This is a genomic window from Viridibacillus arenosi (assembly GCF_001955655.1).
Taxonomy (GTDB): domain Bacteria; phylum Bacillota; class Bacilli; order Bacillales_A; family Planococcaceae; genus Viridibacillus; species Viridibacillus arenosi.
This window is the reverse complement of record NZ_MSPW01000008.1, coordinates 54,277-79,721: the sequence shown is the minus strand read 5'-3', so window position 1 is coordinate 79,721 and position 25,445 is coordinate 54,277. Positions and strand designations below refer to the sequence as shown.

The following is a 25,445-nucleotide window of genomic DNA, read 5'->3' as shown; positions in this document are numbered from 1 at the left end:
AAATATACCAATCTAGCATTAAAACCTCATATACGCGAGCATACGTTCTTTTTACAAGCAAAAAATATATGATTGTTCAATTACATCAATATCCACTCTTCTGACGTTCAAAATTAATCTTATTTTTATCGTAGTAGGCTTGTTCGATTTGTTCCCAAGTGAAGCCTAATAGCCAACCTAATTCTAAGAACCACTGAAGCACATAATGGTAACTCTCCCAAGCAACACTTTTTTCTTCATTCAGCATTATTGTTACTTCCCTATACAATTTAGAATAGACAAACATAACTGTACGATTAGGATATGATTCGAATCTAAGTAACGGCTCTATTGCTGTGATATTTAATATTTCAAGGTCATTCCCAATACTCAAAATAAAATGAAGGCAATCGACGTATTCTTCTAAAAGTGGATTTGTTGTTTTCCAAACGAAATGTGCTCCCATATCATCTGCATAATGCTTTTTAATTGTCCTCGGTTCCTGGTCATTGCTCCAAAATTTGAATCCTCTAAATTCATTAGCGCACTCACCAAGTTCTACTAGTAAAGCAAGAATCTTTTTACTCAATCGGTCTTCTCCATCTTCCACCGGGTGACGTAATTCAATATCACGATCTAATACTGCTTGTGCTTCAAATAATTTAGTAAGATTCATATCCCAATTCCTCCAATACTTTTCTAGCTTTATTCCCTTTGTCATCTTCAATATCAGATGGTATATAACGTGATTTATCATCAATCCATGCGTATGTTTGTGGATGTGCGTAAAATCGTGCTATGGATAATAATTTATCAATCTTCATTTCCATTTCGGTTGCTTTTACCTTCATGCAAGTTAGGTATACCAATTTATCCAATGTTTCCTCTTGTGCGTGTTTGGCCCATCCTACTAACGAATAGTCGTCCACATTGACGGTATTAGGATATTTAGCAATTCCTTTTGCTGTTTGGTTTTCTAATAGGTTCTGTAGTTCATGTAAAATTGGATTAGCTAGAATTTCATCTGAAATGGTCATTCCTCAAGCACCCTTTCATAACCAATTGTTACTGGCGAATACTCAATACGTCTGTACAACTGCCCGTTTGCATAAATTTCATAGAAAGGGTGAATTGAATCTTCGTATTCCATTGAACAATCCTTAATTTCTGAAACCATTAAATCGTCTTTGTAATTTACTCTTTGAGTAATGTAGCAAGGTACTTCCCCAACTACGTAACTTTCGGTATGCATTGTTAGATTAACTTGTAAGCTATTGATTTTAATCATCACGCATTCACTCCTTTGATTTCGTAACCTAAAATCAAACATTTTGCATATGTTATTGGCTGCAAGGTATTTAAAATCTTAAATTCATCGGACCAGTTAGCTTTCATACAAATACCATTACCTGAAAATTGCTTTGCATGTTTAATCAAATTATAATTTTGAGTCCATTCATCATCTTTACTTAGTTTATCCAATGCTTCAGCAACCTCACGACTAACCTTCACTTTCTCACTCATTTCCCCTCAACCTCTCTTTCCAACTTCTCTATATAACCAATCATTTGATTTAATAAACTGACACGGACTGACACAGCCGTCTTTGATGGACTTGGATATGAATTATGTTCAATCTCGGCTTTTAAACATTCAATACCTTCATGAATTCTTTTTACATTTAGATATTTCATACTCCAGCCACCCCTTAGTGTGAGTTGTTATTCATCACCTTCAACAACCGGTTGAGTTTGTTTCCATTCCCACCATGCACTTGCTAACGGTGCCACTTGCGCACGATAACGTTTCGTTTGATTAACAAGCTCTGATGTACTTACACCAATTTCTTCCGCAAGTTTTCGGTACGATTCACCTTCTACACGGCGTTTGATAATATCTACAATGTCTTTGTGGTAATCATCATAAGTAGGTGCTAGTCCACTTAATACGAATTCGTCCACAATCTTACGATCCATTACGCATTCTTTATCCTCAACTTGAATTTCCTCTTCAGGCATCCCTTCAAGTTCTAATTGGTCCGGCGCTTGCACTTCAACAATACCTTTATCGCTAACTGAATATTGAACAGTAGGTTGATTGGTAATCACATTTACTTTTCTTCTGAAACTTACAATCTCGGAATCTAGTTCAACAGCTACTCGTAGATCTACCATCTGAGCAATCGCTTCAAGTTGGCCATCTAATTGGTCGCCGTTTATTTCTAATACAATTTCTTGTACACCTTTTGGTTTAATATTTAACTTTTTAACTGTTGCTTTGAAATTTGCATATGACATTTTAAAACGCTCCCTTTTTTAGAAATTCTTTTGCCATGTAATAAAATTGATGGTAAATGTAATTGCCACTAAACTTTTTATCTAAATAAACAATTGAAAAATTATAACGAGCTTCAAAAGTCTTCAAGCTGCCTAGCAATGCTTTAGGGTCATATTTGGACCTGTAATTACCTTTTAAGATTTTTTCATAACCGTCCTTGTCCTCCACAATTAAGGTGAAGGGATTCTGACTAGCTCTTATCAGTTCATTTTCGAATGCTGTACGCTTGTCCTTACCTAGATTGCCTGTTATCTCATCGATAGAGTTTTTACGCTCAATGCAGCCATTCAAATATATATCCCTGTGTATACCCAACTCTGGATTAGCTGGGATCATTGCAGAATAATCACCTGTTTTAAGTGCCTTATTTTTGATGGGTATTTCCTTTGCGTGTAAATAATCCAAGATATGGCCGTTTACGTTTTCTCTTGTATCTATGATAATCGTGAGAGTTTTTAAGATTTTATTCATTTCTGTATCTGTGTAATGGTAATGAATCAACTTGTCACTTCCTTTTCGTATACACGCAAGCTAATCTATAAACCTCTTGCGCTATTACCTTGGATTCATTATTTTCAAATTTGCGGTAATCATCGTACATATCATTCCAACCGTTTCTGGTTAGTGAGATCATCCATTCATCAAAAAGTAAAAGAGAATCGATTTCTGAACATAACCATTCATTTAATTTCTCGTTGTGCTGCCAACCACAGAATTGATGTAGTATTTTTTGCAACGTAATTTCAACAGAGCTTGCACCTTGCCAAGATCTAAACCATTTTTCAATTTCCGGAAAAATACTTTCAGCAGCCTTCATTGTTTCAGTTGGCACTAATTGATGATTTTTCAATTCAATCTGACCATCTGGGTTAAGATTCATTTCAGCGCCACTTTTCCAAATATCAGATAAAATTTTTAAAGTTTGCAATCTATCACCTCAGTTGCTGAATTGTTACCTAAAAACATTCATTTTTAGCGAAAGTTATTAAACGATAACCCCCTTGCACCTTACAGCCACAAAGGTTTCAGAAAATCCGTTACTAAATGTTACCCGAAAAGTGCATTAGCGCCCTATATAGTACTTATATATTTTTTTTATTTTTTTAATTAATACAAAAACAAATAACAAAAGATAACTTTAATAAATATAAAACTACTCAAACACTAGATACCATTGACTTCAAGTCACTTTTCAAAAAAGTTATTAAACTAACTTAAAACCCGTTTCACTGCCGTTTTCCGATATCTTTTGTTGAAAATAGCTACCTTTTCGCTCCTTTAAAGTAACTCCGTGAATAAATGTTTTATTCTGATTGCCTTTTTTCTTTTTAAAACCTTTCGTCTCGAGCATTCGATAAAACGCTCGATTTTTTAATGCATGCTCACCAGTTTTGTAGCACCAATTGGAGTAAATTTCATAAAGTTCCTTCGCTTCAATTTTCACTTCATCGATCATGGGCACATAACAGCACTCGTAAAGAAATGGTCCGAGAATGTCCATATCTTCTTTATAATCGCCGGTTGCCTTCTTCACGATTACTGGTTCACACAACCCCGACTGCTGCCACTTCAAACAGCCTTCGATAGCCCAATTCAAGATCCCTGACATTTCAAGTGACAATTTTTCAGGTAGCTTCAAATCACGTTTTTCTTTCGGTAGTTGTAGATTGAATGGAACAAGCTTCACACGGCGCCATATCCCTTCGTCCACACCTTTTATTACTGGCTTATGGTTTGTCGTAAAGAATACTTTAAACTCAGGTATAAACTCGAAATACTCTTGTCGCAAGAAACGCGCTAACACTGGCTCACCACCTGTGATTTGCTTTACGAACGCTTCTGACAATTGTTCTCCGTCTTCTGATTCAATCGCTGACACAAAACGGCTACTGACCAATCGTGCAATGTCATTGTTCGCCCCAGTTTCCTTTTTCTTAATAAACGTGTCCGATTTAGCTTGTTTGCCGTACTCGCCCATGATGTCCTTAATCGTATTAATAAACGTTGATTTACCATTGCTACCCCCTCCAATCAGGAAGACCATGATTTGTTCACTTATTTCACCTGTTAAGCTATAACCGATTAAACGCTGCATGTATTCGATTAATTCTTTATCACCCAAGAATATTTGCTCTAAGAAACTTACCCATTCAGGACATTTCGCCGATTCATCAAATGTAATATTCGTCATTTTAGTCAAGCTAAGTTCACGATTGTGCGGCTGTAATTTACCTGTTTTCAAATCTACGACACCATTTTCGATATTCAACAAATATTTATGTCTATCGAAATCACTACGATCTCCTGGTACCAGTATCTTCAAATCTTTAATGGCACTTTCACGTACATTATGCTTTTCGCAATGTCTAGCCCATTTTTGCTCAGTTTCATCATTTGATTCACCAAGTTTCCGGACGACTTTAGCAACAAGGCGATGTAATTTTCCTTTTTCGTCATACTCCCAATATTTGCCGTTCCAGATGTACCAACCGACTGATGGAATATAGCGAATTACATGCCCATATTCGTATGCGATTCGCTCTGCATTTCCTAAATCGGTTAATTTAAATTTGCGAGCTGGCTTTTCTACTTCCTCTGCCACTTCATCATTGTTGAAACTAAATGAAAATTCGTTGTCATTTTGATGGTCCAACACCGTTGCTGTAGTGGAAGAAATAGCTTCTGCGATGGTACGTTCACCATACGTTTCACCTGTATCACTAAAATGAATTCTGTCCCATTTATCACGCATTAAGGAGGTTTCACGGAACATTGAATCCATTCTTGGAGCACTTTTTCCCGTCCAAAATGCAAGGTGGTTAGATAGCGCTAAATCACTACCAGAATGGTCATCTTTAATTAAATTGCCATTATAAAGGCTTCTTATTTCATCGCCATTTTTCGAACGGAACATCATTTCCCAAAGTTTTTCATTTGAATGTTTAATTTCATCTTTTTCAAACTCAGCTAAATTCACGCGACCTTGAATATCGCTATCGTCAAAATACTTTTCAAAAACGCCTGCTAATTCATCCGTGCGATCATAAACATCATTTGAGTTTTCACGATTACCCGTGAAAGTAAAGTAACGGCCATACGAATAAATTTCTAATCCGTGTTTTGTATTTTTACGTCCTGTCCCCATCACAGACTGTGGAAGACTACCCTTAATGATGATGTGAATACCTGTTCCAGATGGACTAAATTCAGTATAAGAATCTATTGTATCGATGATTTCTGTAGCGAATGTGTTCAGTTTGTCGACCACAACACACTTATCAATATCAATCCCTATATAACTATCTTGACGACTGAATACAAATCCAATTCCGTCATAGTTACCTTGCATGTAGAATTTCACAGTTGTTGCAAATGTTGACCATGTACGCCGATTATTCGCTTGTGCCATTTCTCCATTTGGTTGATATGGTACCTTTGTCTTCTTTCCACCACGTTCTTCAAACCGCCATAATATCCATTGAGGAAGGGCTTTTAATTCTGCGGGTATTTCATTGAAATTAAAGTGTTCTTTTCCTTTCACAGTGGCCCTCCTTATTTTTTTATTGATTTCCACAAATTGATAGTTTAATATTAATTTATAAGTAGAGTTGAGGGGTTAAGCTTCGGCCTAAATCCTACCCTTCAAAAAGGGTGAAACCTATGGAGATTACATTTACCTTTAAGGTGAAAGTATCGCCTGCGGTGGTTATACTACTGCTTAAGCTGTTCGGTCTTTAAGACCGTTCGGCTTTTTTATTTTGTAATAGAAAAGAGAAGCCCATCAAAAGGACTTCTCTATGAAATTTTTATTTAGAACGGAAGATCATCTGAACCAACATTTATTGGTCCACCTTGTTGAATAGGTGCATCAACTTTTGAAGTATCATAAAATTTAGATTTAGGATAAGTACCTTTATCATTCTTTTCATGAGCTACTGTAATTTGTAAGTTTTTGCTTAATAATTGATTTGCCATGTCTTCTGCTGATTTAAATTCATATCCATTTGAGAAACCAGCTGCTTTAAGTAGCGATTGGACAATTTTCACAGCTATCTCATGCTCAAAAGTGAAGTTATTGTACAAGACCTTTGAACCTTGAAATTTTTGCGGTACATCTGAACGGATTTCGAAATCAACCATTAATTTATCTTTACCTACCTGTGTCTTACTAGCCACTGCATTTATGATTGTGACCTCGTATTTACCTTCTTCGATTAATTCGAAACCTTTTGAAGCTTCTTCTTCGTTAAATTTAAAAAATGACATTATTTATTCGCTCCTTTTTCTTCATCATTTGTGGAAGGCACAGCAAAGATTTCATCCTGTTTACACCCTTCACGACCGTCTAATTGATTTTTAGCATAAATGCTATTCGTACCCTTTAACACGTAACCTCGATTACCCTCACTATTAATCATCAATCGACCAACAACATCACACAACCCTAGTACATTGTTTAGTATTTTCATATTGATTTGAGGATAAGAGCGATTGTATTGCTGTCCTTCCGCTGACGTATACAAATCAGTTGTTTCCCATGCTGTAAACACAACACGATCTGCTAGGTTTTTCATCCATCGGAAACTATTCACGATTCGGAATTGCATATATTGATAATCTCCTTGTGACGGAACCCCATTGTTTTTACCTTTCGCACCTAAACTGGATAGTAAGCAACGTTCAAGCTCTGATGCATTATCTATAGCAATGTTGTCATACTTACCTTTAAGATTTTTTTCAATATGGATTAAAAGTTTCTCCCAATAATCCCACGTGCTTTTGTTGTCCACATAGATGATATCGATGTTGGGATTTCCCTTTAACACATGGCTTGTTCGGTCAATATCAAGTACCAATGTCTTGCCTGGTAAAAAACCGATTGTATGTGATTTCCCCATTCCTGGCGGACAAAATAACAAATAAGTTTTACCTTGCTTTTCTACATTGACCGCATTGTGTGTTTCAAATGAAAATTGTTGTTCTGTCATTTGTATACCCCCTTATTCCATCTGACGTAAAGTATCATTTAATTCTTCGATTGCAGATTCTACTTCATGTTCCATACTTTCAGAATCATCAAAATCTATATTTTCTAGTATTTTTATTGCTGCTTTTACTCCTTCAGTAGCGTTATCCGTGAACTCTTGTACGGATTGTATCGCTTCCTGCAAATCTCTAACTTGAGCCATTTTATATCCTCCTATTTAATCCTTAATGATTCCCCTTGAATTAATGCAGCACCAGTAACCTCAACGCCAGTTTTAAGAGCTTCTTTTAAAGCTGTTTTATCAATTTGAGGACTAGGCGTTACAAAGTAATCCTGTGGAATTAAACTTTCATTTACAATTTGAACTGCTGCAGGATTTTTAGCGATTGAAAATTTAAATGTCCCTGCATCCACTGATTTTTTACCTGTGTTTTTCAAATTTTCATACGCTGAATCTTTAATACGTTTTAAACCATTTTCAATCGTTTTCCTACGGTCAGCTAGTCGCTTTTCCTCAGCTTTATAAGAAGCGATATCCCCTTCAAGATTTCGAATAACTTTACCGTAGCCTTCAAGCTTGTCCTCGATAACCATTTCAATAGATTCAAGAGTATCTGTTAAATCAGCACCTTCTTCAATTAATAGTTGGACTTGTTGAAAGTCGTTTGTTAATTCATATAAAGTTGGCATGTATAATTTCCTCCTAAGTGTGTTATATTGTTACTAGAAAAATAATTTCAAATGCGCTCGTTAAAGACTGCCATCTTTAGCGAGTTTTTTATTTCTCATAACCGCATAATAGGTATTAATATCTCGATGGTCTGAATATCTGAATCTACTTAAATGTGTTATTGAGTTTCCTTCACGATTAAATTGCTTCACTTCTTTATGTTGTTCACCACGTTTAATTAGTTCAAATCCACGTTGTTCTAAGTCTGCAATCGCATTATCTAACTCGTATTCTCTTGCACGTTTGATAGTGATATCTCCAAATGGTTTACGCCATTTGTTCATGTATCCATCCCCTTTAAGGTGCCGGTATTTGACGTACACGCCCTGTTTCTCTGTGGATGAGTGTCCACGAATTACTTGTCCGTTTACTAATCAACCAATTCTCACTTTTGAGATTCATAGATTGTAGATATTTATGGTTAGCAACTGTTAAACGTTTACCGTTCTTCAAGTCATTCACCACCTTGCACTAGTTCAAGTGCAGCTTCGATTCCATCAATTTTTGCTGATTGCATATTGTACTTAACTTGTGCTTTTAGCATTAGCTCCAAGTTATTTTCTTGCATACCTGCATGTGACCAGTCATTTAGCGTTTCGAGTTCATCTTCTAGCAAAGTTTCTAATTTCTTGGTAATTGCGTTATCCTTCCACACGATGTTTTCTGCCAATTCCCCTTCAAAATCTTTGGCATTTATTAAGATGTAATTGCCATTTACAAAGTAGCCAACTGAATTAATTTCACCTTCGAAATAATTTACGGTCGTTAAATCATGTGATCCATTTTCTAACACTAGATATGGTTTCATATTCTAACCTCCAATTATTTAATTAATTTGATTGCACGTTCTAATACATCTTTATCTGTGCTGCTAACAAGTTCTTTTAATTTTTCAAGACCTTTTGTTACATCTTCACGTTCAACATTTGGTTGATACTTCTGAAGAACAATTTGATTACCATCCACATAAATTTCTAATGGATCTCTTTCTCCAATTCCTAAACCTCTTCGTAATTCAACCGGAATAACCACACGACCTAATTCATCAACTTTGCGAACGATACCTGTAGATTTCATTTCTTTTCATCTCCATTCGTATTTTTTGATTCCCATTTAACAACAAAGTATTTTTGATAGTATTTCCCCATCAACAAACCTGTTTTCTCTTTAGTTTCAATTTCACAATAAAAGTCATTCTCTTTAAGTGCTGTACAGATTACTTTTAATGCTCTAACATCGTCATCAGATTCAATTTTCTTTTCATAAATTGCAAGACCATCAAGTGCTGCATCTTCTATTTTTCGAATTATCTCTTTGAATAATGGACCTTCTAATACCGTTTGTTCAAAGTTTTTAACACCTTCTTCAGTTAATCCCTTTAAATACTCTAATGAAGGAATTTCTACTTTCTTTTCCATTTCCAAGCCTCCCCATCTAATTTGATTTCTTTGATACGCCTGACATATTGCCCAATAACGCTCCCACCCCGACATGTTGCGCCAATCCCCATTGTGGACAATCAACAATTATCCCTCCTTGACGAGTTTGAATAGTTGCTCCATCGTAATCTTTAAATATTTTGATAGATTAAATGACTCTTCTAAGGTGAATTGTCTGCGATTGTATTCCTTCAATTGGTATGATTTTTCACAGATTCCTAAAGCATTCGCGCATTGTGTCGGTCTAAGGTTTAAGCTTTTTCGGAATCGGTATAATGCTGTTTTATGCATTGTTGTACTCTGCTTTTGTGTCATCTAAAATAATTCCTTCCTTGCTATAACCAGAACCAACTTGACAGGTTATTTCTCCATGATGTTCGCTAATATTTACATCTTTATATTCAATTACTAATCGTCGTTTTTCTCCTTCTGCAAATACAACCATTCCTGCAACCTTTTCATCCGGTTGTATCGCCTTCAAAAACCCTTTTGGAACTTCAATTTCAAGCGCTCTAGCTAATGCGATAGCTTGTCCAATGTGTTCGTTGAATACTTCATCTGGTGCGCATTTTGCTATACCTTTGGCTCTTACCCTTGCACTATCAATACCTTTCGCTAATGCAACTAGTGTACGTTTTTGATTGTTTAAGACAAACTCAATTTTAGTTGACCAGCGACTGCCGATAAGAACACCTTTACCAGTAAAATCATTAGGTTTCGTATGTTCCTCCACAAACTCCTTAGCCTGCTTAATCAACAAAGCACGTTGTTCATTTGGTGTGAGTACCTCTGGGAAAGGTGGTTCATATTCCACAGGTTTGCAGTGACCGATTGGTTCGAATACTTCTACTGTGGATGGGGTGCGGTTGTGAGCATCCTCATATACGGTATAACCACTACTTACAGCTAAACGCTCTCCTTTATCTTTAAATACCGGACCGTAAATTTCTCCATCCCTTAGAACGTGAAAATTCCCTTGATAATTAGGTCTAACATAATCCCCCTCACGAGCCTCACGCTCAACCTTACAAAGCTTCAATCCTTTATGTTGGATTACGTTATCACCATCAACCTCAGCCTTCTTTTGCGCTTCCACATAAGATGGATCTAGGCGCTTCTTCAACTCGACCATGATATTTTCTACACTGCTGATTAACTCTGTGCTCTCTACATTTGTAAACATTTGATTTCCTCCTTTGATATTTCACTTTTCAGATAATTAATTAGGTTGCCGATTTTGCTGATCTTCATTGCTACTCTCATCACCTAAAGGCACTCCACAAATTGTTAAATTGTATAACTTTATGTCACGCCCATGTTTTCTCGACAGGATTTTTTCGACAATCGGCTTCAGTTTACGTACTTTTTCTTCAGTCATTTCAAAGCCTTCGAATCCTTCGAATCCCATTTCCCATCACCTCAATACAGCCTATGCAAGTTCTAAGGTTGTACATTTCTACTTTACAATCAAAATGTTTTATAGACTCAAGCTTCTAAAACTTCATGATTCATGAAGTTAGTTGGTAAAAAAATTTCACTAATATCCATGTTTAATTTTTTTGCAATAATAAACATTTCGTTTAACTTGAATTGTGAATCACCATGTTCTTTATTAGCATATGTTCGCAAGTCAACTCCTATCAAGTTCGCCATATCTTTCTGTGTTAATAAGTTAAATTTGCGATACTTGATTAAATTATATTGCATATTCTTCACCTCACTTTCTCTAAGTGATAACTTCATATTATATGAAATAATTGGTAGAGTCAACAAAAAACTTCATAAATTATGAAAATAATTGTACTAAACTTCATGAAATGTGATATACTATTTATTAGGAAGGAGATGATTTCATGAAACAAGAAAATAATGTAACAAAATATGTTGGTGAACAAATTAAAAAGTATAGAAAAATCGCTAAACTTACTCAAAAACAACTTGGTGAAAAAGTTGGTGTAAAACACAACACAATTTCCTCTTACGAAAGTGGAACTAACGAAGCTGAGCAAGATATTTTGTTTGCTATAGCTAAAGCCATTGGCGTTACAATTGACGATTTATTCCCACCTATTAATTCTCAACTAGATGAAATTCACATAGATAAAATTCCATTAGAGCGATCTGAAATAAAAGAATCAATTGACGAAGTTCCCACTTATGCGGTGAAGCTACCGATATATGGTTCAATAAGTTGTGGAAATGGTGTATTAGCTTACGAAGACGTTGAAGGATATGAAGATACTCCACAAAGTTGGGTAAAAGGAGGCACTCATTTTTATTTAAGAGCAAATGGTGACAGTATGAAAGGTTTACGAATTTATGACGGAGATCTACTGCTAATTAGAAAACAATCTAGTTTCGAAAATGGTGAAGTTATAGCTGTCCTGATTAATGGTGAGGCTTATCTAAAGAAAGTAACTATTTCTAATGAGACACTTGTGTTAGAAAGTGCAAATTCTGATTATCCACCAATTGCAGTACCATTGAATAACAATGACATTCGCATAATAGGTAAATTAAAAAAAGTAATTTTAAATTTTTGATTAACTTATATTCCAACGATTGTAATTATATAAGCAAGAGTAGCTAATACGCTGCTCTTTTCTTATACCTAGAAAGGTGAAAAAAATGAAGTCAGTTATTTATGTTAGAGTTTCCACAGAAGAGCAAGCTAAACACGGTTATTCTATCGCTGCACAATTAGAGAAATTAGAAGCCTATTGCGTTTCACAAGGATGGGAACTTGTGGGAGAACCATTTATTGATGATGGTTATTCAGCAAAAGATTTAAACAGACCCCATTTTCAAGAGATGATGAATGTAGTAAAAGCAGGTGGTATTGACGTTGTTTTAGTATATCGGTTAGATCGACTAACTCGCTCGGTATCTGATCTTTACGAAATTTTACAAGAACTTGATCAATACAACTGCAAGTTTAAGTCTGCTACCGAAGTCTATGACACAACAAACGCAATGGGAAGACTGTTTATAACATTAGTCGCAGCTATTGCTCAATGGGAACGCGAGAACACCGCAGAACGTGTAAGAATGGGTATGGAGAAAAAAACAAAGTTAGGTGAATGGAAAGGTGGCACTCCACCGTACGGATACCGTGTAGTAGATGAAAAGTTAGTTATTTATGAAGATGAAGCGAAAGTTGTAAAAGAAGTATTTAAATTATCTAAAACACTCGGTTTTTTAACAATCGCCAAACAATTAACTTCTCGTGGTTTTCCTACACGTTACGGTGGTGAGTGGCATGTTGATTCTGTAAGAGGTATCGCAAATAATTGCGTATATGCAGGTTACCTAACATTCAACGAAAGTAAAAAAGATTACAAAAAACCCCCAAGAGAACAAAAATTGTATGAAGGTAATCACGAACGAATAATATCTAGAGAAGAGTTTTGGGGGTTGCAAGATATTTTGGATAAACGTAGAACATTTGGCGGGAAACGAGAAACAAGCAACTATTACTTTTCTTCTATTCTTAAATGTGCCCGCTGCGGACATTCTATAGCTGGACATAGATCCGGAAATAAAAAGACATATAGATGTTCAGGGAAAAAAACAGGGAAAAAATGTTCTAGCCACATCATCCTAGAGGATAATTTAGTTAAAACAGTATTCGCTCATTTCAGTCAGTTAACCGAACAATTTTTGACCGCTGATGGAGATTCCGAGTACCCTACAGAAAGATTAGCAACACTCAAAAGTGAATTATCAGCAGTCGAAAAGTTAATGCAAAAGAAGAAAACTATGTTTGAAAATGACGTTATTGATATTGATGAGCTTATTTCTTCCACATCAACTTTGCGTGATAAGGAAAAAGAAATTCGACGCGAATTAAACAGTATCAAACAAATCGATACAAGTAGCGATACACTTAAGTCCATAGTAGAAAATATGGATACGCTATGGTTACATGCCAATGATTACGAGCGTAAGGAATTAATGACAACTGTTTTCTCACAGCTTGTTATTGATACAAAAGACGAATATCGTAGTAGTAAGCAAGCTAGGGAAATCGTGATTGTATCAGCGAAATAATAATTTGTCTTTCATCGGTGGAAGTACACTTATCCCTTGGGCACTTATCCCCGCTGCAGCAATTTGTAATGTTAGTCCATTCGAACTTGCACGTAGAAATTTAGTGCCTGTTATTACTGGATTAGTCGTCACAACCATTGTGGCAATGTTTTTGATTTAATCCTGACGAACGGATGCCAGCCATTCATATTATTTAAGCGCTCGTAAATAATATAAATGGCTGGTATATTAATTTTGAGTGGCTATATTTATTTCTTTATTATCACTACCATAAATAACAATATTATATGGTTCTTGATTAATAGAGCTAGTGTCTCCTTGAGTTGTTATAAACATCTTAATAGCCTTCTCAATTTTTTGAGCTTCTTCTATAGCCGCCTCATCTGTAGGGTTAATAGACGTATTTATGAGAAAAGATGATGGTGGTTCAAATAAAGAATAACGAATATCTTTTATTTTCATTTCGTCTTTACCAATGAATTCAGTGTTTATTTTATTTATTATAGCTTGCCATTTAAGGGCAATTTCTTCTTCTTGAGCATCTATTGAATATGTTTTAATCAAATAGGGCTCGAAATTATTTTCCTTTACAATGCTTTGCACTATTTTTTTCATTACACCAGTTCTTGTTTCCTTATCTGATGCAACCAATATAATCATATTCTGAACATCATTATTATTAACAGATACCGATATCAGCTTATAATCTTGTAACCTTGCGTCATTCTTTATATTATTCTGTAATTGTTTTGCCATCAAATTGGTTTCTTGATAAATCATTGTATTCAGAGATACATTCTGAAGATCTTGAACAATTTTTAGTTTATAATCTGTAAGATCAAATGAGCTTAACAGTGAATTAACTTCCTTTTCTATCGCTTTTTCCACTTTCAAAGGATTTTGTTCTGATTTATCTATATTAATAACAATGTTTTTCTTAGGCGCAACTATCGAAACATTTTCGAATGGATAGTTTTTAGAAAGCAATCTTTCTGTTATTATTTTGACTATATCTTTATTTAAAAGTGTTGGTTCATATATTAAATTTAAGAAAGGTGTCTTGGCAAAAGCATTATTTATAGTTGGAGAAATAGATGCTGAACCAAATAGCAATACACCGGCTAGAACTGCTCCGCTTATGTAAAATTTCATGGACTTTCTATTTTTCTTTCCATTAGTAGTGAACTCAATTTTTAACTTATTCTCATTCTTATTTTGTATAAAAACGACCTCCCTCTTTAATAAAGTATTGAATTACTTAGATACTTCGTGCTCTATTTATACTAGCAAAAATTGAGTACGAGCTTTTGTAATATACAGTAGTTTATGTAGGAGTGCCTGTCCTTATCATAGAAATGTAAATTACAATAACTACTTTAAAAAAACTAGCCTATTAGCTAGTCAACTGGTTTCAATTTAAATAATCATTCTACTCAAAAAGATTTTCTTTACTCAAGACTTATCTTAGTGTTCTCTATCCAACAGTTTTCTACCTTCAACTTATTATATTTTCCTTTTAAACTAACCATTACTTTATACTCTTTGGCTTTTTCAAAAATTATTTCTTGAGAATGTTGTAATCTTATTTGTAGACTGTCCTCTGTTATCATAACAAAGTCAAAAACCTTCTTAATCAGTTCAAAATCATTGTTCGAAAAGTTACCACTAATCTTAATTCTATTGATACCCTCAATATTATTTTCTAACGCATTTGGCACCATGTATTTACCCATAAAATCTCTTGTTTTTTGATTTATCATTTGTTGAAAACCAATTTGCAATGGAACTCCTTCAAAGAAGTTTAAATAACTATTTTGCCATGGTAGCGTTTTTGAGAATAGATTGAAAAGAAATTTTATTTTAATACTTTCTGGATTTGTAATAGATATCCCTTTACTTTGCATGTCTTCACATAATAAATCTATATCTGCTACATCAATCATTAAACAAATGAGCCCTCGCTCACCTTGGTTATAGGCATTGACCCATTCTTCTTTCCATCCTCCTCCATCTTCTCGCAATAGGTTAACCATTTCGAAATATTCTTTTCCTATCCAAATATTCGATACTTTAAAACCTTTCGTCCCCTTCCCTTTATTTGGATTGTAAGGTAAACCTATACTACGAATGGCAGTTACCTGTTCTCCTTCTTCCTGATATTTGCTATCTATATTAATAACTAAATGATCAATTTTCATCCAACATTCTCCTTTTCAAGAAAATTAATAAGCAGAAAATTATACACTCAAAATTAAATACTCAACATTGACTATATGATTATTTTTTTTCCTCTCCAAAAAGAAGGAGCATTTATTCATCAAAAAGCTTTAAGATATCTTCAACTAATGTAATTTGCTGTTTGACAATTTTAATCATATTATTAGAAACCAATTGGATCATTGCAGGTAGTTCACCATCTAAATATTTTTCCTTAACTTCTAGACCAATCTCTAATGACTCTAACTCGTTAACTAATTTTTGTAATTGTTGCTCTAATGCTTCCCGTGATTTCTCAGTAGGTAATTTATCTATAAATGATAATCCAGAATATAGTGCTGTTGGATATGGTATTGAAGATGTTTTAATGGCTTTGAAAATCAAGTCTTGCAGATATGATTGACCTTTATCAGTTATTTTATATATTGCTTTTTGTCGCAAACCTGTTTGTTCCATTCGTTCTATTTCAATATATTTATCTTTTTCAAGTTTTTTTAGTGCATGATAAATTGATCCAACGAGTACACCTGACCATCGCTCCACATCATTTTCTTGTAGCATCATTTGAATATCATAACCAGACATAGGTCGGATATCTAACATACCTAAAACTAGTAATTGAGTCATAATAGACACCCCCAAAAATTTATACTCTACATTGAGTATTTTACATTTAGCGCATATATATGTCAATAAAAGTAAAATGTAAAAGTATTCAATACAAATACGACTGCTCATTATTTCCCCAATAAACAGTCGTATTTTTCAGTAATTATCTTTTTAGACTAAGAAGCTCTTACGCTCTTGCCAACATCCGTTCAAGCGCTTTGATTGCGTCTTTCGTCGTATCTTCATCAACCTGAATAACATTGATATCTTCACTATTGACAATGCTCTCTAAGCTCCAAAGTAAGTGTGGTAGATCAATACGATTCATAGTCAAACAAGGACACATGCTCGGATTGAGCGAAACGATTTGTTTGTTTGGGTGGTTTTGAATAAGTCGGTTAACAAGATTCATTTCCGTACCTATTGCCCATTTACTACCTGGCTTGGCATTCTCAATTGCGTCTATGATGTATTTTGTAGAGCCGTTATCATCCGCAAGTTCGACTACCTCTCGTGAACATTCTGGATGAACGATGATGCGTATTTCTGGATCGCATTCACGAAGATCGGCGATATTTTGGACTGTGAATTTTTCATGAACGGAACAATGTCCTTTCCATAAAATCACTTTGATGTCTTCAACTTCCCCTTCATACTCAAGCTTATCGTTTATCGGGTTCCAAACAGCCATTTGCTCAAGTGGAATGCCGATATCGTACGCTGTATTTCTACCGAGATGTTGGTCTGGTAAAAACAAAATACGCTCTTTTTGTGTAAATGCCCATTTTACCATTGAATGAGCATTTGATGACGTCACTGTTGCACCACCATTTTTTCCAACAAATGCTTTAATAGCTGCAGTTGAGTTGACATATGTAAGTGGTACGATTGTGTCACCAAGTATCTCAGTAAGTGCGTCCCATGCACGATCCGTCTGGAAAATGTTCGCCATATCGGCCATTGAACAGCCTGCACGCATGTCGGGTAAGTAAACTTTCTGATAGACATTCGTTAATATATCAGCCGTTTCTGCCATGAAATGCACACCACAAAAAACAATGTGCTCCGCTTGTTCATTAGCTGCACAAAGTTGTGCTAGTTGCAGGGAGTCTCCCGTTACATTTGCAAACTGTATTACTTCGTCTTTTTGATAATGATGCCCTGGTATGAAAAGTTTCTCCCCGAGCTTTAGTTTAATTGCTATAATGCGTGCTTCCATTTGCTCAGTCGTTAAATTCCGGTAAGTTTCTGGTAATGTTCCACTTTTTTTCTCTTCAAAATAGTGCATGATGGACATGTCGATTCCTCCATTATTTAGTGCTATTCTTAATGTTTGCGCTAATATCTAGCGCCTTTACAGAATGTGTTAAATAACCTAATGATATATAGTCTACACCCGATTCCGCATACACTCGGATTGTGTCATTTGTAATCATCCCAGATGCTTCTGTAATGATTGTATTAGGTACAATTTGTCTCCATTCTGCAATGGTTTCAGGTTTACAATTATCAAACATGATAATGTCTACTTTCGAGGTGATCGCTTCTTGTAATTGCTCGAACGTTTCAATTTCGACTTCAATTTTAATCGTATGTCCTAGTGAAGCTTTTACAGTTTCAACTGCTTTCGTAATTGAGCCGGCAAAGGCAATGTGATTATCTTTTAACATGACTGCATCATATAATCCATTACGATGATTACAACCACCACCTGTACGAACAGCGTATTTATCCAACATACGTAATCCTGGCATCGTTTTCCTCGTATCACAAATTTTCGTTCCTGTTCCTCTAACTTTCTCCACAACCCGATTTGTTTCAGTCGCAATGGCACTCATTCTCTGAATTAAATTTAAAATGACACGTTCGCTTTTCAACAAACTATGTATAGGTCCTTTTGCCGTTGCAATGACAGTTCCTTTTCCAATTGAATGACCGTCTTCTACATAACAATTTACTGTCGAATTTTGATTTACAATACGTAACCCCTCTTCAATCACCTTTTTCCCACAAAAAATACCGTCCGTTTTTGCAACAATATCCAGTTCTCCAATCATCGTTTCAGGAAATAAAAATTCACTTGATAGATCACAATCTCCTATATCCTCAATATAAAATTGCTCAAGCATTGACTTCAACTTGATGGTATTCATTTTGTCGTTCCCTCATTTCGGTTCCTTTTTTTGATTGGACAATATGAATTTGTCCCCATCGTTCATCCTCAGAAGGATAATCTTCTCGATTGTGAGCTCCTCTGCTTTCTTTCCTCAGCTGTGCAGAAGTTGTTATCAATTTCGCAACTTGCAGCATAAACAATAGTTGTAAAGTTTCGTTACTATACTCATCCAATGACAAGTCATTTAATATCGATTCGTCATATTTACTTAACCAATCATGAAGTATTTTAAGTTCTGAACTAGTCCGAATAATCCCTGCATACGCCATCATTTTTGCACGCAGTTCTTCTTTGTCAGGTAACAGTGGTACATTAACCGTGGTACTATTCGAAGGATTATAAAAAGGGATTTCCATTTCTTTTTGAATCAATTGTTCATTCAAATGATTAGCTAACATTTTGCCATAATGCAATCCCTCCAACAAGGAATTACTTGCAAGTCGGTTGGCGCCATGAACACCTGTAGAAGCTGTTTCACCAATTGCATACAACCCGTCAACCGACGTTTGCCCTACCGAATTAACAACAATTCCTCCCATCAAAAAATGGCATCCCGGTGCAACCGGAATTCTTTTTTCCTTTAATGACACGCCATTAGACTGACACATTGCTGTAATTGTTGGGAATTGCTCTTCGAATCGATCAATCATCGATATGTCCAAATAGACTTCTTTTTTAGCCAGTCGCTGTTGAAATAGTTCTTTGGCGACGATATGTCTTGGGGCTAAGTCTTCCATAAGATGTTTACCAGCCATTATGGACTGTCCTGATTCCTCTATTAGACGGGCACCCTCTCCCCTTACTGCTTCAGAAATCAAACCCGCTGTTTTCCCTTTAAAATAGAGAAGTGTAGGATGAAATTGAATGAATTCCATATCTACAATATCTGCACCTGCTCGATAAGCTAAAGCAATTCCATCACCAGCTACTGAAGGATCATTTGATGTAATAGAAAATAATCCGCCAATGCCCCCCATAGCTAAAATTACTTGATGACCAAAATAAGATTCATTATGTCCATTTTCGTCCTTGGCTTTAATACCGATACACTTTTTCGTAGTAGGATGAATAATCAGTTCATAAACAAACCGATTTTCTACGATATCAATATCGGTCCTTAGTGTTGAATTAAGATGTTCCATTATGTATTTCCCAGTTGCATCACCGCCACAGTGGACAATCCTTTTCTGCCCATGAGCGCCTTCCATTCCTAAAGCTAATTGACCTTTGTCATCTTTATCAAAATCAAGTCCACTTTTTTTCAACTGTTCTATTAGTTTAGGGCCGTGTTCAACGAGATTATGTACTTCCTTTTCATTTTGAAATTCGCAACCTGCTTTAATCGTATCTTGAAAGTGAAATGCTGGTTTATCCCCTTCTCCTATAGCTGATGCGATGCCACCTTGTGCTCGATAAGAATTATTGGCTCTTTTTGTGGATTTTGTTATAACGAGTATACGAAATTGATCGCTTAGATGATTGGCTAGTTGCATGGCAGCGATTCCGCTACCGACAATGATGCAGTTGTACATCTTCAATTGTATCCTCTCCAAATCTTTTTATATCTTGATAGGTGTCTTGTCACCTATCTTTACACAAAAGAGAAACTATGGCAAGATGAAATTATTATGTAACTGGAGGGAAAGAACTTTGCATTATTTTGATTATGCGGCAACAACGCCATTACATCCGAGTGCGGCACATGTATACGGTGAACTTTCACAATTATGCTATGGCAATACGAGTAGCTTACATGAAGTAGGAACTGAAGCACAGAATATGCTGTCATTCTGTCGTGAGGAACTTGCAAAGATGCTTGGCGTTGATTCTGCAGGTGTATATTTCACTGCTGGGGGTACAGAAAGTAATTTACTTTCTATCATTTCACTTGCGAAAGCGAATCGGCATAAAGGGAATCATATCATTACGACTATGGGCGAACACCCATCTATTGATTCTGCTTTGGAGTATTTAAAAGAAGATGGATTCATCGTAACCACAATCCCCTTTACTAAGGAAGGTATTGTTAACCTAGAATTGTTCGAAAATGCATTAACTAGCGAAACAGTTCTAGCAAGTATCCAACATGTTAATCCTGAGATTGGTACGATACAGCCGCTAAATAAAATCGCTGAAATTTTAAAAGAACGCGCCATTCTACTACATAGTGATTGTGTTCAGTCGTTCGGGAAGATAGATTTAAAATCGATTGGGTCTATTGTCGATGGCTTAACAATTTCAAGTCATAAAGTGTATGGCCCTAAAGGTGTTGGCGCTACATATATTCACCCTCGTCATCGACTTGTTCCTGTTTTCCCTGGACTCGTACATGAATCAGGATTTAGAGGTGGAACCGTTAATGTCCCTGGCATCGCGGCATTTACCACTGCTGCTGACCATTTACTCAAAATAGAACATCAAGATAAATCATTCCGAGATGCATTTCTAAACAAAATTCAAAAGCATCATGAACTATTTACTATCTATCAATCATGTAATAGAGATTTACAATTTCAAAACATTATTGGGCTTGGGGTAAGAAATGTTGAAGGCCAACTAATCATGCTCGAATTAAATCGTCTTGGTTTTGCCATTTCAACTGGTAGCGCGTGCCAAGTCGGTAAACAACATACATCAAAAGCTATGATGGCACTACAAGTACCTTCACAACAAGCGAGAGAGTTCATCCGTATCTCTTTTGGACAAGATACAACTTTAGATAGTGTTAAAAAATTAGCTGATCGACTCATTGAAATTGCAATCAAAACACGGACACCAATTAAAGTAAACTAACTGCACTTGGAGGAATGAATATGAATGCAAACAAAAAAATGCTCGCAAGGAACGCCGTCAATTTATTGTTGACACATTGCGCTCATCCACCGAACCATTGACGGGAAGAGGACTAGGAGGAATGACAAATGTGACTCGACAAGTGATTGTCAGTGATATTACATTACTCAAGGCAAAAAGAACCCATTATAGCTACAAGTCAAGGGTACATCTATTTGGATGTGAAGATGATAAGAACTGGAGAAGAAATAAGATTATAAAACAATGCTAATGACGCATTCGACAACCTTTTATAATAGAAAAAATGATATAAATAATGCCGCAAAGCATATTTATATCATTTATAGTTTGTATGAAGTCACTATTACTCGTGATTTTACTTTTCATAATGTTATTTGGAAGTGTGCGGAGAGCTCAAAACCAAATGTAGAGGATGAAGGTTTCTTGGAATATTACATTAATCACTATACTCCCCCTACCCCCTTAACTTTGGAAAAACAACGATCACTACTGTACCAGTTGAATTGGACTGTACGGTAATCTCCCCATCCATTGCTTCTACAAGTTGCTTTGTAATCGCAAGTCCAAGTCCTGTACCCGAAGCCTCTGAAGTCGTATTTGTTCCTCGATAATAACGATTGAACAGATTATCTAGTTCTTCTTTAGGAATGCCTTGTCCTTCATCTCGAATTTGCAATTGCACCTTATTATTTAACTCAGTCATTTGCAAATAAATTGACGTTCCTTCAGATGTATGTTTTTCCGCGTTTCCTACAATATTATCGAGTATGCGCTTTAGCAAAATTGAATCAGCTAATATATGTATTTCACTATTCATCTGTTCAATCTTGACATTTTCAGAGGTGGTGTTTTTTACATACTCATTTAAAAATGCATTCAAGTACACTTTTCCCCTAGAAATAACAATCGCATTGTTTTTTAGTTGATACGTATATGTTAAATCTTCAATTAAAGCATCCATATACTCAGCTTTTTCCTGCATCGTTTCCGCAAATTTCAACACATCATTTTGTGACCATTCATAGTCCTTAGAAGATAACATTTTAGAATAGCCATAAATAGAGCTAAGTGGTGTTTTCAAATCATGAGAAAGACCTGTAATCCATTCTTCTCGTAACTTTTCACTCTGCTGTATTTTGCATTCATTATCCGCTAATTTAGTAGACAGTTGAGTTAGTGATTGATCCACTTCATCAAAAATACGATATTTTCTCTTTAAGCGTCCGTTTCCTTTTCGTCTTAACTTATGATCGTTTACAAAGCCAAAATCTTGTCCTGCTAATTTTTCAATTCTCTTTAAAAAATGTAAAACAGGTCTTCCAAAACGATTGCCTATAAAAGCTGAAAAAATAACGATGAGGATTAATAGATACACATGGAAAACTGCAATCACTATTAATGCCTTTTTCAAACCATTCATAAAAATAGGTTCACTTGGATTATAATGAGGATTTTTCATACGGACGACTAGTAATGAGCCATCTTTTAATATTTCTGAAGCTACAAGCTCTTTCGTCTCTGTTAAATTCCCACTCCCCATCAAAATTTTAATTGGTTCAAGTTCTTTTGTTTCTTTACCAAATAGTATTTTCTGTCGTTGGCCATTTGCACTATATTGTTCTACTATCGCATCCGATTTACTGAGATGTTGATTTGTTGTACTAGATATATGTTGAATACCCTTGTCTGAGATAACCTCAAGTAAATTTTTGGCTGTATTATTCTGTATAAAGACAAGGTATTGATCATTTTTAATTCGCCAAATATGTCCTTGCTCATGCTTCTCTATTTCCACCAATTCCTTCATTGTGTAGGATACGGCTTGTTTTTCTGAGCTTGCAAGTAATTGTCCATTCTCATCAAGTAAATGGATAACTCCACCACTTTTTTCAGCTGAATTAATCAACTTCTGAGTTAGTTTGTAAGAACCATTCTTCTCTTCTATATCCATCTCAACGTCCATTTTATCCATTGTCATTAAGTTTACATAACTAGATGCTTTTTCATTTTCATACACTGCATAAAAAATAAGAGACATAACTGATAAGAGTAAAACAATATAAAATACCGCAAAGTAGCTAATAAATCTTAAAGTCATCTTGCTAGATAAACGCACTTCTTACTCCCCCTTAACTAATTTATAGCCAACTCCTCTTACTGTTGTTATAAGTGCAGGGCGACCTGGGTCAACTTCTATTTTTTCACGCAGTTTTCGAATATGGACCATAATGGTATTATCATCAACATAATAATCATCGCCCCAGACTTGTTCGTAAATTTGTTCCTTTGACAGAACTTGTCCAGGATGCTCGCAAAATAATTGTAATAAATGAAATAGCTTGCCAGATAAAATTGTTTTCTCCCCGTCTATTATTAACTCTGCAGCTGAAATATTTAGTTGAAAACGTCCATAGTCAAATGTTTCTTCAGGAATTGTTACATTTCTTAATGCATTGTACCGCTTGCTATGTACTTTCACACGAGCTGCTAATTCTAACGGATTAAATGGTTTTGTAATATAATCATCTGCACCAGACATAAACCCCCGTAGTATATCTGCATCTGAAACTTTTGCCGTTAAAAAGAAAATCGGGGCATTATTAGTAGGACGTATTCTCTCTGCAAGTTCAAGCCCAGTCCCATCTGGCAACATAATATCTAAAATGAAAAAGTCGTATTTAACTTTTTCAATTTGTTTAGTGGCCTCATTCACACTTCCACAAATATCCACATGTGAAAAACCTTCTTTACGTAATATAATATCTACCATGTCTGCAATTGCTTGTTCATCATCTACGACCAATATTTTAGCATTCATTTTCAATGCACTCTCCAATTTAAGGTAATTTTAAGATTTATTTCAGTTCAGCATAAGAATCTCTATTTATACTAACAAATAGAGAGTATTTAAGGAGGAATTTTTTTTTGGAACGACAGCGTGTTCGATTAGTAGATAGTTTAAGAGGATTTAGTTTATTTGGTATTTTACTGGCCAATTTGCTTATTTTTCAATATGGCATGTTTGGAAAGGACCATATTTCATTTTATAATTTATCCGATTTCAATTTCGGCTCTTATAAATTTATCCAAGTGTTTGTAGAAGGTACATTTATGCCCATCTTTACTTTTTTATTTGGCTATTCACTTATTAAATTAGTCGAATCCATAAGAGAAAAGGGAAGAAAGTCTCGTTGGTTTTTAATAAGACGTTTTTTAATGCTTTTAATTTTAGGTTTACTACATAGTACTTATATTTGGGAAGGTGATATCCTCGCTTTTTACGGTGGTATTGGATTCTTTTTGTTTTTCTTTATCAATCGTAAACCCAAAACACTTATTATTTGGGGCATTGTATTGCTGTTATTAATCACTGCAACAGGCTTCGGAAAATATGAAGAAACTGAAAAAGAAAAAACTATAACTGCAAGCTATGTTGAAAAGACTACATCCATATATAAAAACGGGACTTATTTAGAAATTAAAGATCACCGTAATAACGGGATAGATCCTATGACTGCTATGTTTGATGAAGATCCATTTTATTCATTTTTCATCATACTTATACTTCCATTTATTATAGCTCCATTATTTTTGTTTGGTATGGCTGCTGCAAAATTAAACATATTTACAAAACCTAAGGAAGAACAAAATTCATACTTTAAATACATGATTATTTTCATTCCACTCGGCCTATTTTTAAAAATCGTAGGGCATTTAGCGGAGAAAAGTGATTGGGCGAACATTGGTATAATGAGCGGTGGGCCATTTCTGGCATTAGGATATATGGCTGCTTTTGCTTATCTATTTTCTAACCATGCACAAGCTATACCCTTCCGAGCATTTGAGAGCGTTGGAAAGCTATCCCTTACAAACTATATAATGCAATCTGTTATTTGTACGACTATTTTCTACGGCTATGGACTTGGTCTATTCGGTAACTTCGGTACATTCAATAGTATTTTACTTGGTGTCGTTATCTTTGCCGTTCAATGCTTTATCAGTACAATGTATTTGAAAAAATTCAAGCGTGGTCCATTAGAGTTATTGCTACGCATCGTGACAAATTTCTCTTGGAATGGTCGTATAAAACAAAATAAAAGGATGTAA

General features: G+C 35.3%; 35 protein-coding genes and 1 pseudogene. 6 read left to right on the top strand and 30 right to left on the bottom strand.

What is annotated here, in order from left to right:
• Positions 1-85: 85 nt before the first annotated feature.
• From BK137_RS14790 to BK137_RS14700, 22 genes and pseudogenes are all read right to left on the bottom strand, one after another.
• Positions 86-655, bottom strand: a complete 570-nt coding sequence (locus BK137_RS14790; protein ID WP_038185491.1) for a dUTP diphosphatase — start codon at positions 653-655, stop codon at positions 86-88.
• Positions 642-1,016, bottom strand: a complete 375-nt coding sequence (locus tag BK137_RS14785) for a hypothetical protein (RefSeq protein WP_051448725.1) — start codon at positions 1,014-1,016, stop codon at positions 642-644. Before BK137_RS14785 ends, BK137_RS14790 begins: the two co-directional genes overlap by 14 nt.
• Positions 1,013-1,267 carry a hypothetical protein gene (locus tag BK137_RS14780; protein WP_038185493.1) on the bottom strand — a complete coding sequence of 85 codons (255 nt, stop codon included), beginning with the start codon at positions 1,265-1,267 and terminating at the stop codon, positions 1,013-1,015. The genes BK137_RS14785 and BK137_RS14780 overlap by 4 nt, the downstream gene beginning before the upstream one ends.
• Positions 1,267-1,503, bottom strand: a complete 237-nt coding sequence (locus BK137_RS14775) for a hypothetical protein (protein WP_038185496.1) — start codon at positions 1,501-1,503, stop codon at positions 1,267-1,269. The genes BK137_RS14780 and BK137_RS14775 overlap by 1 nt, the downstream gene beginning before the upstream one ends.
• A complete protein-coding gene (locus BK137_RS22345) occupies positions 1,500-1,673 on the bottom strand; it encodes a hypothetical protein (protein ID WP_155981189.1) in 174 nt (57 codons plus the stop codon). Before BK137_RS22345 ends, BK137_RS14775 begins: the two co-directional genes overlap by 4 nt.
• A gap of 27 nt (positions 1,674-1,700) precedes the next feature.
• On the bottom strand, positions 1,701-2,276 hold the full coding sequence (locus BK137_RS14770; protein WP_051448726.1) for a hypothetical protein: 576 nt from the start codon (positions 2,274-2,276) through the stop codon (positions 1,701-1,703).
• 1 nt (position 2,277) lies between these two features.
• On the bottom strand, positions 2,278-2,817 hold the full coding sequence (locus BK137_RS14765; RefSeq protein ID WP_038185500.1) for an ERCC4 domain-containing protein: 540 nt from the start codon (positions 2,815-2,817) through the stop codon (positions 2,278-2,280).
• A 4-nt stretch (positions 2,818-2,821) separates the two neighbouring features.
• The gene (locus tag BK137_RS14760; RefSeq protein WP_038185502.1) at positions 2,822-3,244 is read right to left on the bottom strand and encodes a hypothetical protein; all 423 of its coding nucleotides are present in this window, start codon (positions 3,242-3,244) and stop codon (positions 2,822-2,824) included.
• Between the two features lie 276 nt (positions 3,245-3,520).
• A complete protein-coding gene (locus tag BK137_RS14755) occupies positions 3,521-5,857 on the bottom strand; it encodes a phage/plasmid primase, P4 family (protein ID WP_038185504.1) in 2,337 nt (778 codons plus the stop codon).
• Positions 5,858-6,126: 269 nt separating this feature from the next.
• Positions 6,127-6,582, bottom strand: a complete 456-nt coding sequence (locus BK137_RS14750) for a DUF669 domain-containing protein (RefSeq protein WP_038185507.1) — start codon at positions 6,580-6,582, stop codon at positions 6,127-6,129.
• On the bottom strand, positions 6,582-7,304 hold the full coding sequence (locus BK137_RS14745) for an AAA family ATPase (RefSeq protein ID WP_038185509.1): 723 nt from the start codon (positions 7,302-7,304) through the stop codon (positions 6,582-6,584). Before BK137_RS14745 ends, BK137_RS14750 begins: the two co-directional genes overlap by 1 nt.
• A gap of 12 nt (positions 7,305-7,316) precedes the next feature.
• Complete coding sequence (locus BK137_RS14740; RefSeq protein WP_038185511.1) at positions 7,317-7,505, bottom strand: hypothetical protein; 189 nt, start codon at positions 7,503-7,505, stop codon at positions 7,317-7,319.
• A gap of 11 nt (positions 7,506-7,516) precedes the next feature.
• Positions 7,517-7,993, bottom strand: coding sequence for a siphovirus Gp157 family protein (locus BK137_RS14735; RefSeq protein ID WP_038185512.1), 477 nt, complete (start codon positions 7,991-7,993; stop codon positions 7,517-7,519).
• A 60-nt stretch (positions 7,994-8,053) separates the two neighbouring features.
• Entirely contained in the window at positions 8,054-8,317 is a 264-nt protein-coding gene (locus BK137_RS14730; protein WP_038185516.1) for a hypothetical protein, read from the bottom strand.
• Positions 8,318-8,330: 13 nt separating this feature from the next.
• On the bottom strand, positions 8,331-8,486 hold the full coding sequence (locus tag BK137_RS22340; RefSeq protein WP_164491931.1) for a DUF6906 family protein: 156 nt from the start codon (positions 8,484-8,486) through the stop codon (positions 8,331-8,333).
• Between the two features lies 1 nt (position 8,487).
• Positions 8,488-8,841: a hypothetical protein gene (locus BK137_RS14725; protein WP_038185518.1), complete on the bottom strand. Its 354-nt coding sequence runs from the start codon at positions 8,839-8,841 to the stop codon at positions 8,488-8,490.
• 119 nt (positions 8,842-8,960) lie between these two features.
• Positions 8,961-9,110 (bottom strand): annotated as a pseudogene (locus BK137_RS22670) (AbrB/MazE/SpoVT family DNA-binding domain-containing protein); the annotation flags it as partial.
• Positions 9,107-9,451: a hypothetical protein gene (locus BK137_RS14715; RefSeq protein ID WP_038185534.1), complete on the bottom strand. Its 345-nt coding sequence runs from the start codon at positions 9,449-9,451 to the stop codon at positions 9,107-9,109. The gene BK137_RS14715 and the pseudogene BK137_RS22670, both read right to left, overlap by 4 nt.
• Before the next feature lie 108 nt (positions 9,452-9,559).
• Positions 9,560-9,787 (bottom strand): hypothetical protein, encoded by a 228-nt coding sequence (locus BK137_RS21940; protein ID WP_155981190.1) that lies wholly within the window; start codon positions 9,785-9,787, stop codon positions 9,560-9,562.
• Entirely contained in the window at positions 9,756-10,655 is a 900-nt protein-coding gene (locus tag BK137_RS14710) for a hypothetical protein (protein ID WP_051448727.1), read from the bottom strand. The genes BK137_RS21940 and BK137_RS14710 overlap by 32 nt, the downstream gene beginning before the upstream one ends.
• Positions 10,656-10,691: 36 nt before the next feature.
• Complete coding sequence (locus BK137_RS14705) at positions 10,692-10,880, bottom strand: hypothetical protein (RefSeq protein WP_038185537.1); 189 nt, start codon at positions 10,878-10,880, stop codon at positions 10,692-10,694.
• Between the two features lie 77 nt (positions 10,881-10,957).
• On the bottom strand, positions 10,958-11,179 hold the full coding sequence (locus BK137_RS14700; protein WP_038185539.1) for a helix-turn-helix transcriptional regulator: 222 nt from the start codon (positions 11,177-11,179) through the stop codon (positions 10,958-10,960).
• 146 nt (positions 11,180-11,325) lie between these two features.
• Between BK137_RS14700 and BK137_RS14695 the strand changes: the two genes are divergently transcribed.
• The 3 genes from BK137_RS14695 to BK137_RS22335 all read left to right on the top strand — a co-directional run bounded on the left by BK137_RS14695 (position 11,326) and on the right by BK137_RS22335 (position 13,682).
• Positions 11,326-12,015, top strand: coding sequence for a LexA family protein (locus BK137_RS14695; protein ID WP_038185542.1), 690 nt, complete (start codon positions 11,326-11,328; stop codon positions 12,013-12,015).
• A gap of 85 nt (positions 12,016-12,100) precedes the next feature.
• Positions 12,101-13,522 carry a recombinase family protein gene (locus tag BK137_RS14690; RefSeq protein WP_038185545.1) on the top strand — a complete coding sequence of 474 codons (1,422 nt, stop codon included), beginning with the start codon at positions 12,101-12,103 and terminating at the stop codon, positions 13,520-13,522.
• Positions 13,506-13,682 (top strand): hypothetical protein, encoded by a 177-nt coding sequence (locus BK137_RS22335; RefSeq protein WP_155981191.1) that lies wholly within the window; start codon positions 13,506-13,508, stop codon positions 13,680-13,682. Before BK137_RS14690 ends, BK137_RS22335 begins: the two co-directional genes overlap by 17 nt.
• A gap of 68 nt (positions 13,683-13,750) precedes the next feature.
• Here BK137_RS22335 and BK137_RS14685 read toward each other — a convergent pair whose 3' ends face one another.
• The 6 genes from BK137_RS14685 to nadB form a co-directional block, all read right to left on the bottom strand.
• Entirely contained in the window at positions 13,751-14,674 is a 924-nt protein-coding gene (locus BK137_RS14685) for a DUF4030 domain-containing protein (RefSeq protein WP_038185548.1), read from the bottom strand.
• Positions 14,675-14,970: 296 nt separating this feature from the next.
• Positions 14,971-15,720 (bottom strand): hypothetical protein, encoded by a 750-nt coding sequence (locus BK137_RS14680; RefSeq protein ID WP_038185551.1) that lies wholly within the window; start codon positions 15,718-15,720, stop codon positions 14,971-14,973.
• Between the two features lie 112 nt (positions 15,721-15,832).
• On the bottom strand, positions 15,833-16,366 hold the full coding sequence (locus BK137_RS14675) for a PadR family transcriptional regulator (RefSeq protein ID WP_038185554.1): 534 nt from the start codon (positions 16,364-16,366) through the stop codon (positions 15,833-15,835).
• A gap of 169 nt (positions 16,367-16,535) precedes the next feature.
• A complete protein-coding gene (nadA, locus tag BK137_RS14670; RefSeq protein ID WP_038185557.1) occupies positions 16,536-17,645 on the bottom strand; it encodes a quinolinate synthase NadA in 1,110 nt (369 codons plus the stop codon).
• 13 nt (positions 17,646-17,658) lie between these two features.
• Entirely contained in the window at positions 17,659-18,501 is an 843-nt protein-coding gene (gene nadC, locus BK137_RS14665) for a carboxylating nicotinate-nucleotide diphosphorylase (protein WP_038185559.1), read from the bottom strand.
• Positions 18,470-20,056, bottom strand: a complete 1,587-nt coding sequence (nadB, locus tag BK137_RS14660) for an L-aspartate oxidase (RefSeq protein WP_081730097.1) — start codon at positions 20,054-20,056, stop codon at positions 18,470-18,472. Before nadB ends, nadC begins: the two co-directional genes overlap by 32 nt.
• A gap of 118 nt (positions 20,057-20,174) precedes the next feature.
• On the opposite strand from nadB, the gene BK137_RS14655 reads away from it, so the two are divergent.
• Positions 20,175-21,317 (top strand): IscS subfamily cysteine desulfurase, encoded by a 1,143-nt coding sequence (locus tag BK137_RS14655; protein WP_038185564.1) that lies wholly within the window; start codon positions 20,175-20,177, stop codon positions 21,315-21,317.
• A gap of 76 nt (positions 21,318-21,393) precedes the next feature.
• Positions 21,394-21,588: a hypothetical protein gene (locus tag BK137_RS14650; RefSeq protein ID WP_076034619.1), complete on the top strand. Its 195-nt coding sequence runs from the start codon at positions 21,394-21,396 to the stop codon at positions 21,586-21,588.
• Positions 21,589-21,792: 204 nt separating this feature from the next.
• Here the strand turns inward: BK137_RS14650 and BK137_RS14645 are convergent, their stop codons facing one another.
• Together BK137_RS14645 and BK137_RS14640 are read right to left on the bottom strand one after the other, a co-directional pair.
• Entirely contained in the window at positions 21,793-23,454 is a 1,662-nt protein-coding gene (locus BK137_RS14645; protein ID WP_038185565.1) for an ATP-binding response regulator, read from the bottom strand.
• 3 nt (positions 23,455-23,457) lie between these two features.
• Entirely contained in the window at positions 23,458-24,156 is a 699-nt protein-coding gene (locus BK137_RS14640) for a response regulator transcription factor (RefSeq protein ID WP_038185576.1), read from the bottom strand.
• 107 nt (positions 24,157-24,263) lie between these two features.
• On the opposite strand from BK137_RS14640, the gene BK137_RS14635 reads away from it, so the two are divergent.
• Positions 24,264-25,445 carry a DUF418 domain-containing protein gene (locus BK137_RS14635; protein WP_038185578.1) on the top strand — a complete coding sequence of 394 codons (1,182 nt, stop codon included), beginning with the start codon at positions 24,264-24,266 and terminating at the stop codon, positions 25,443-25,445.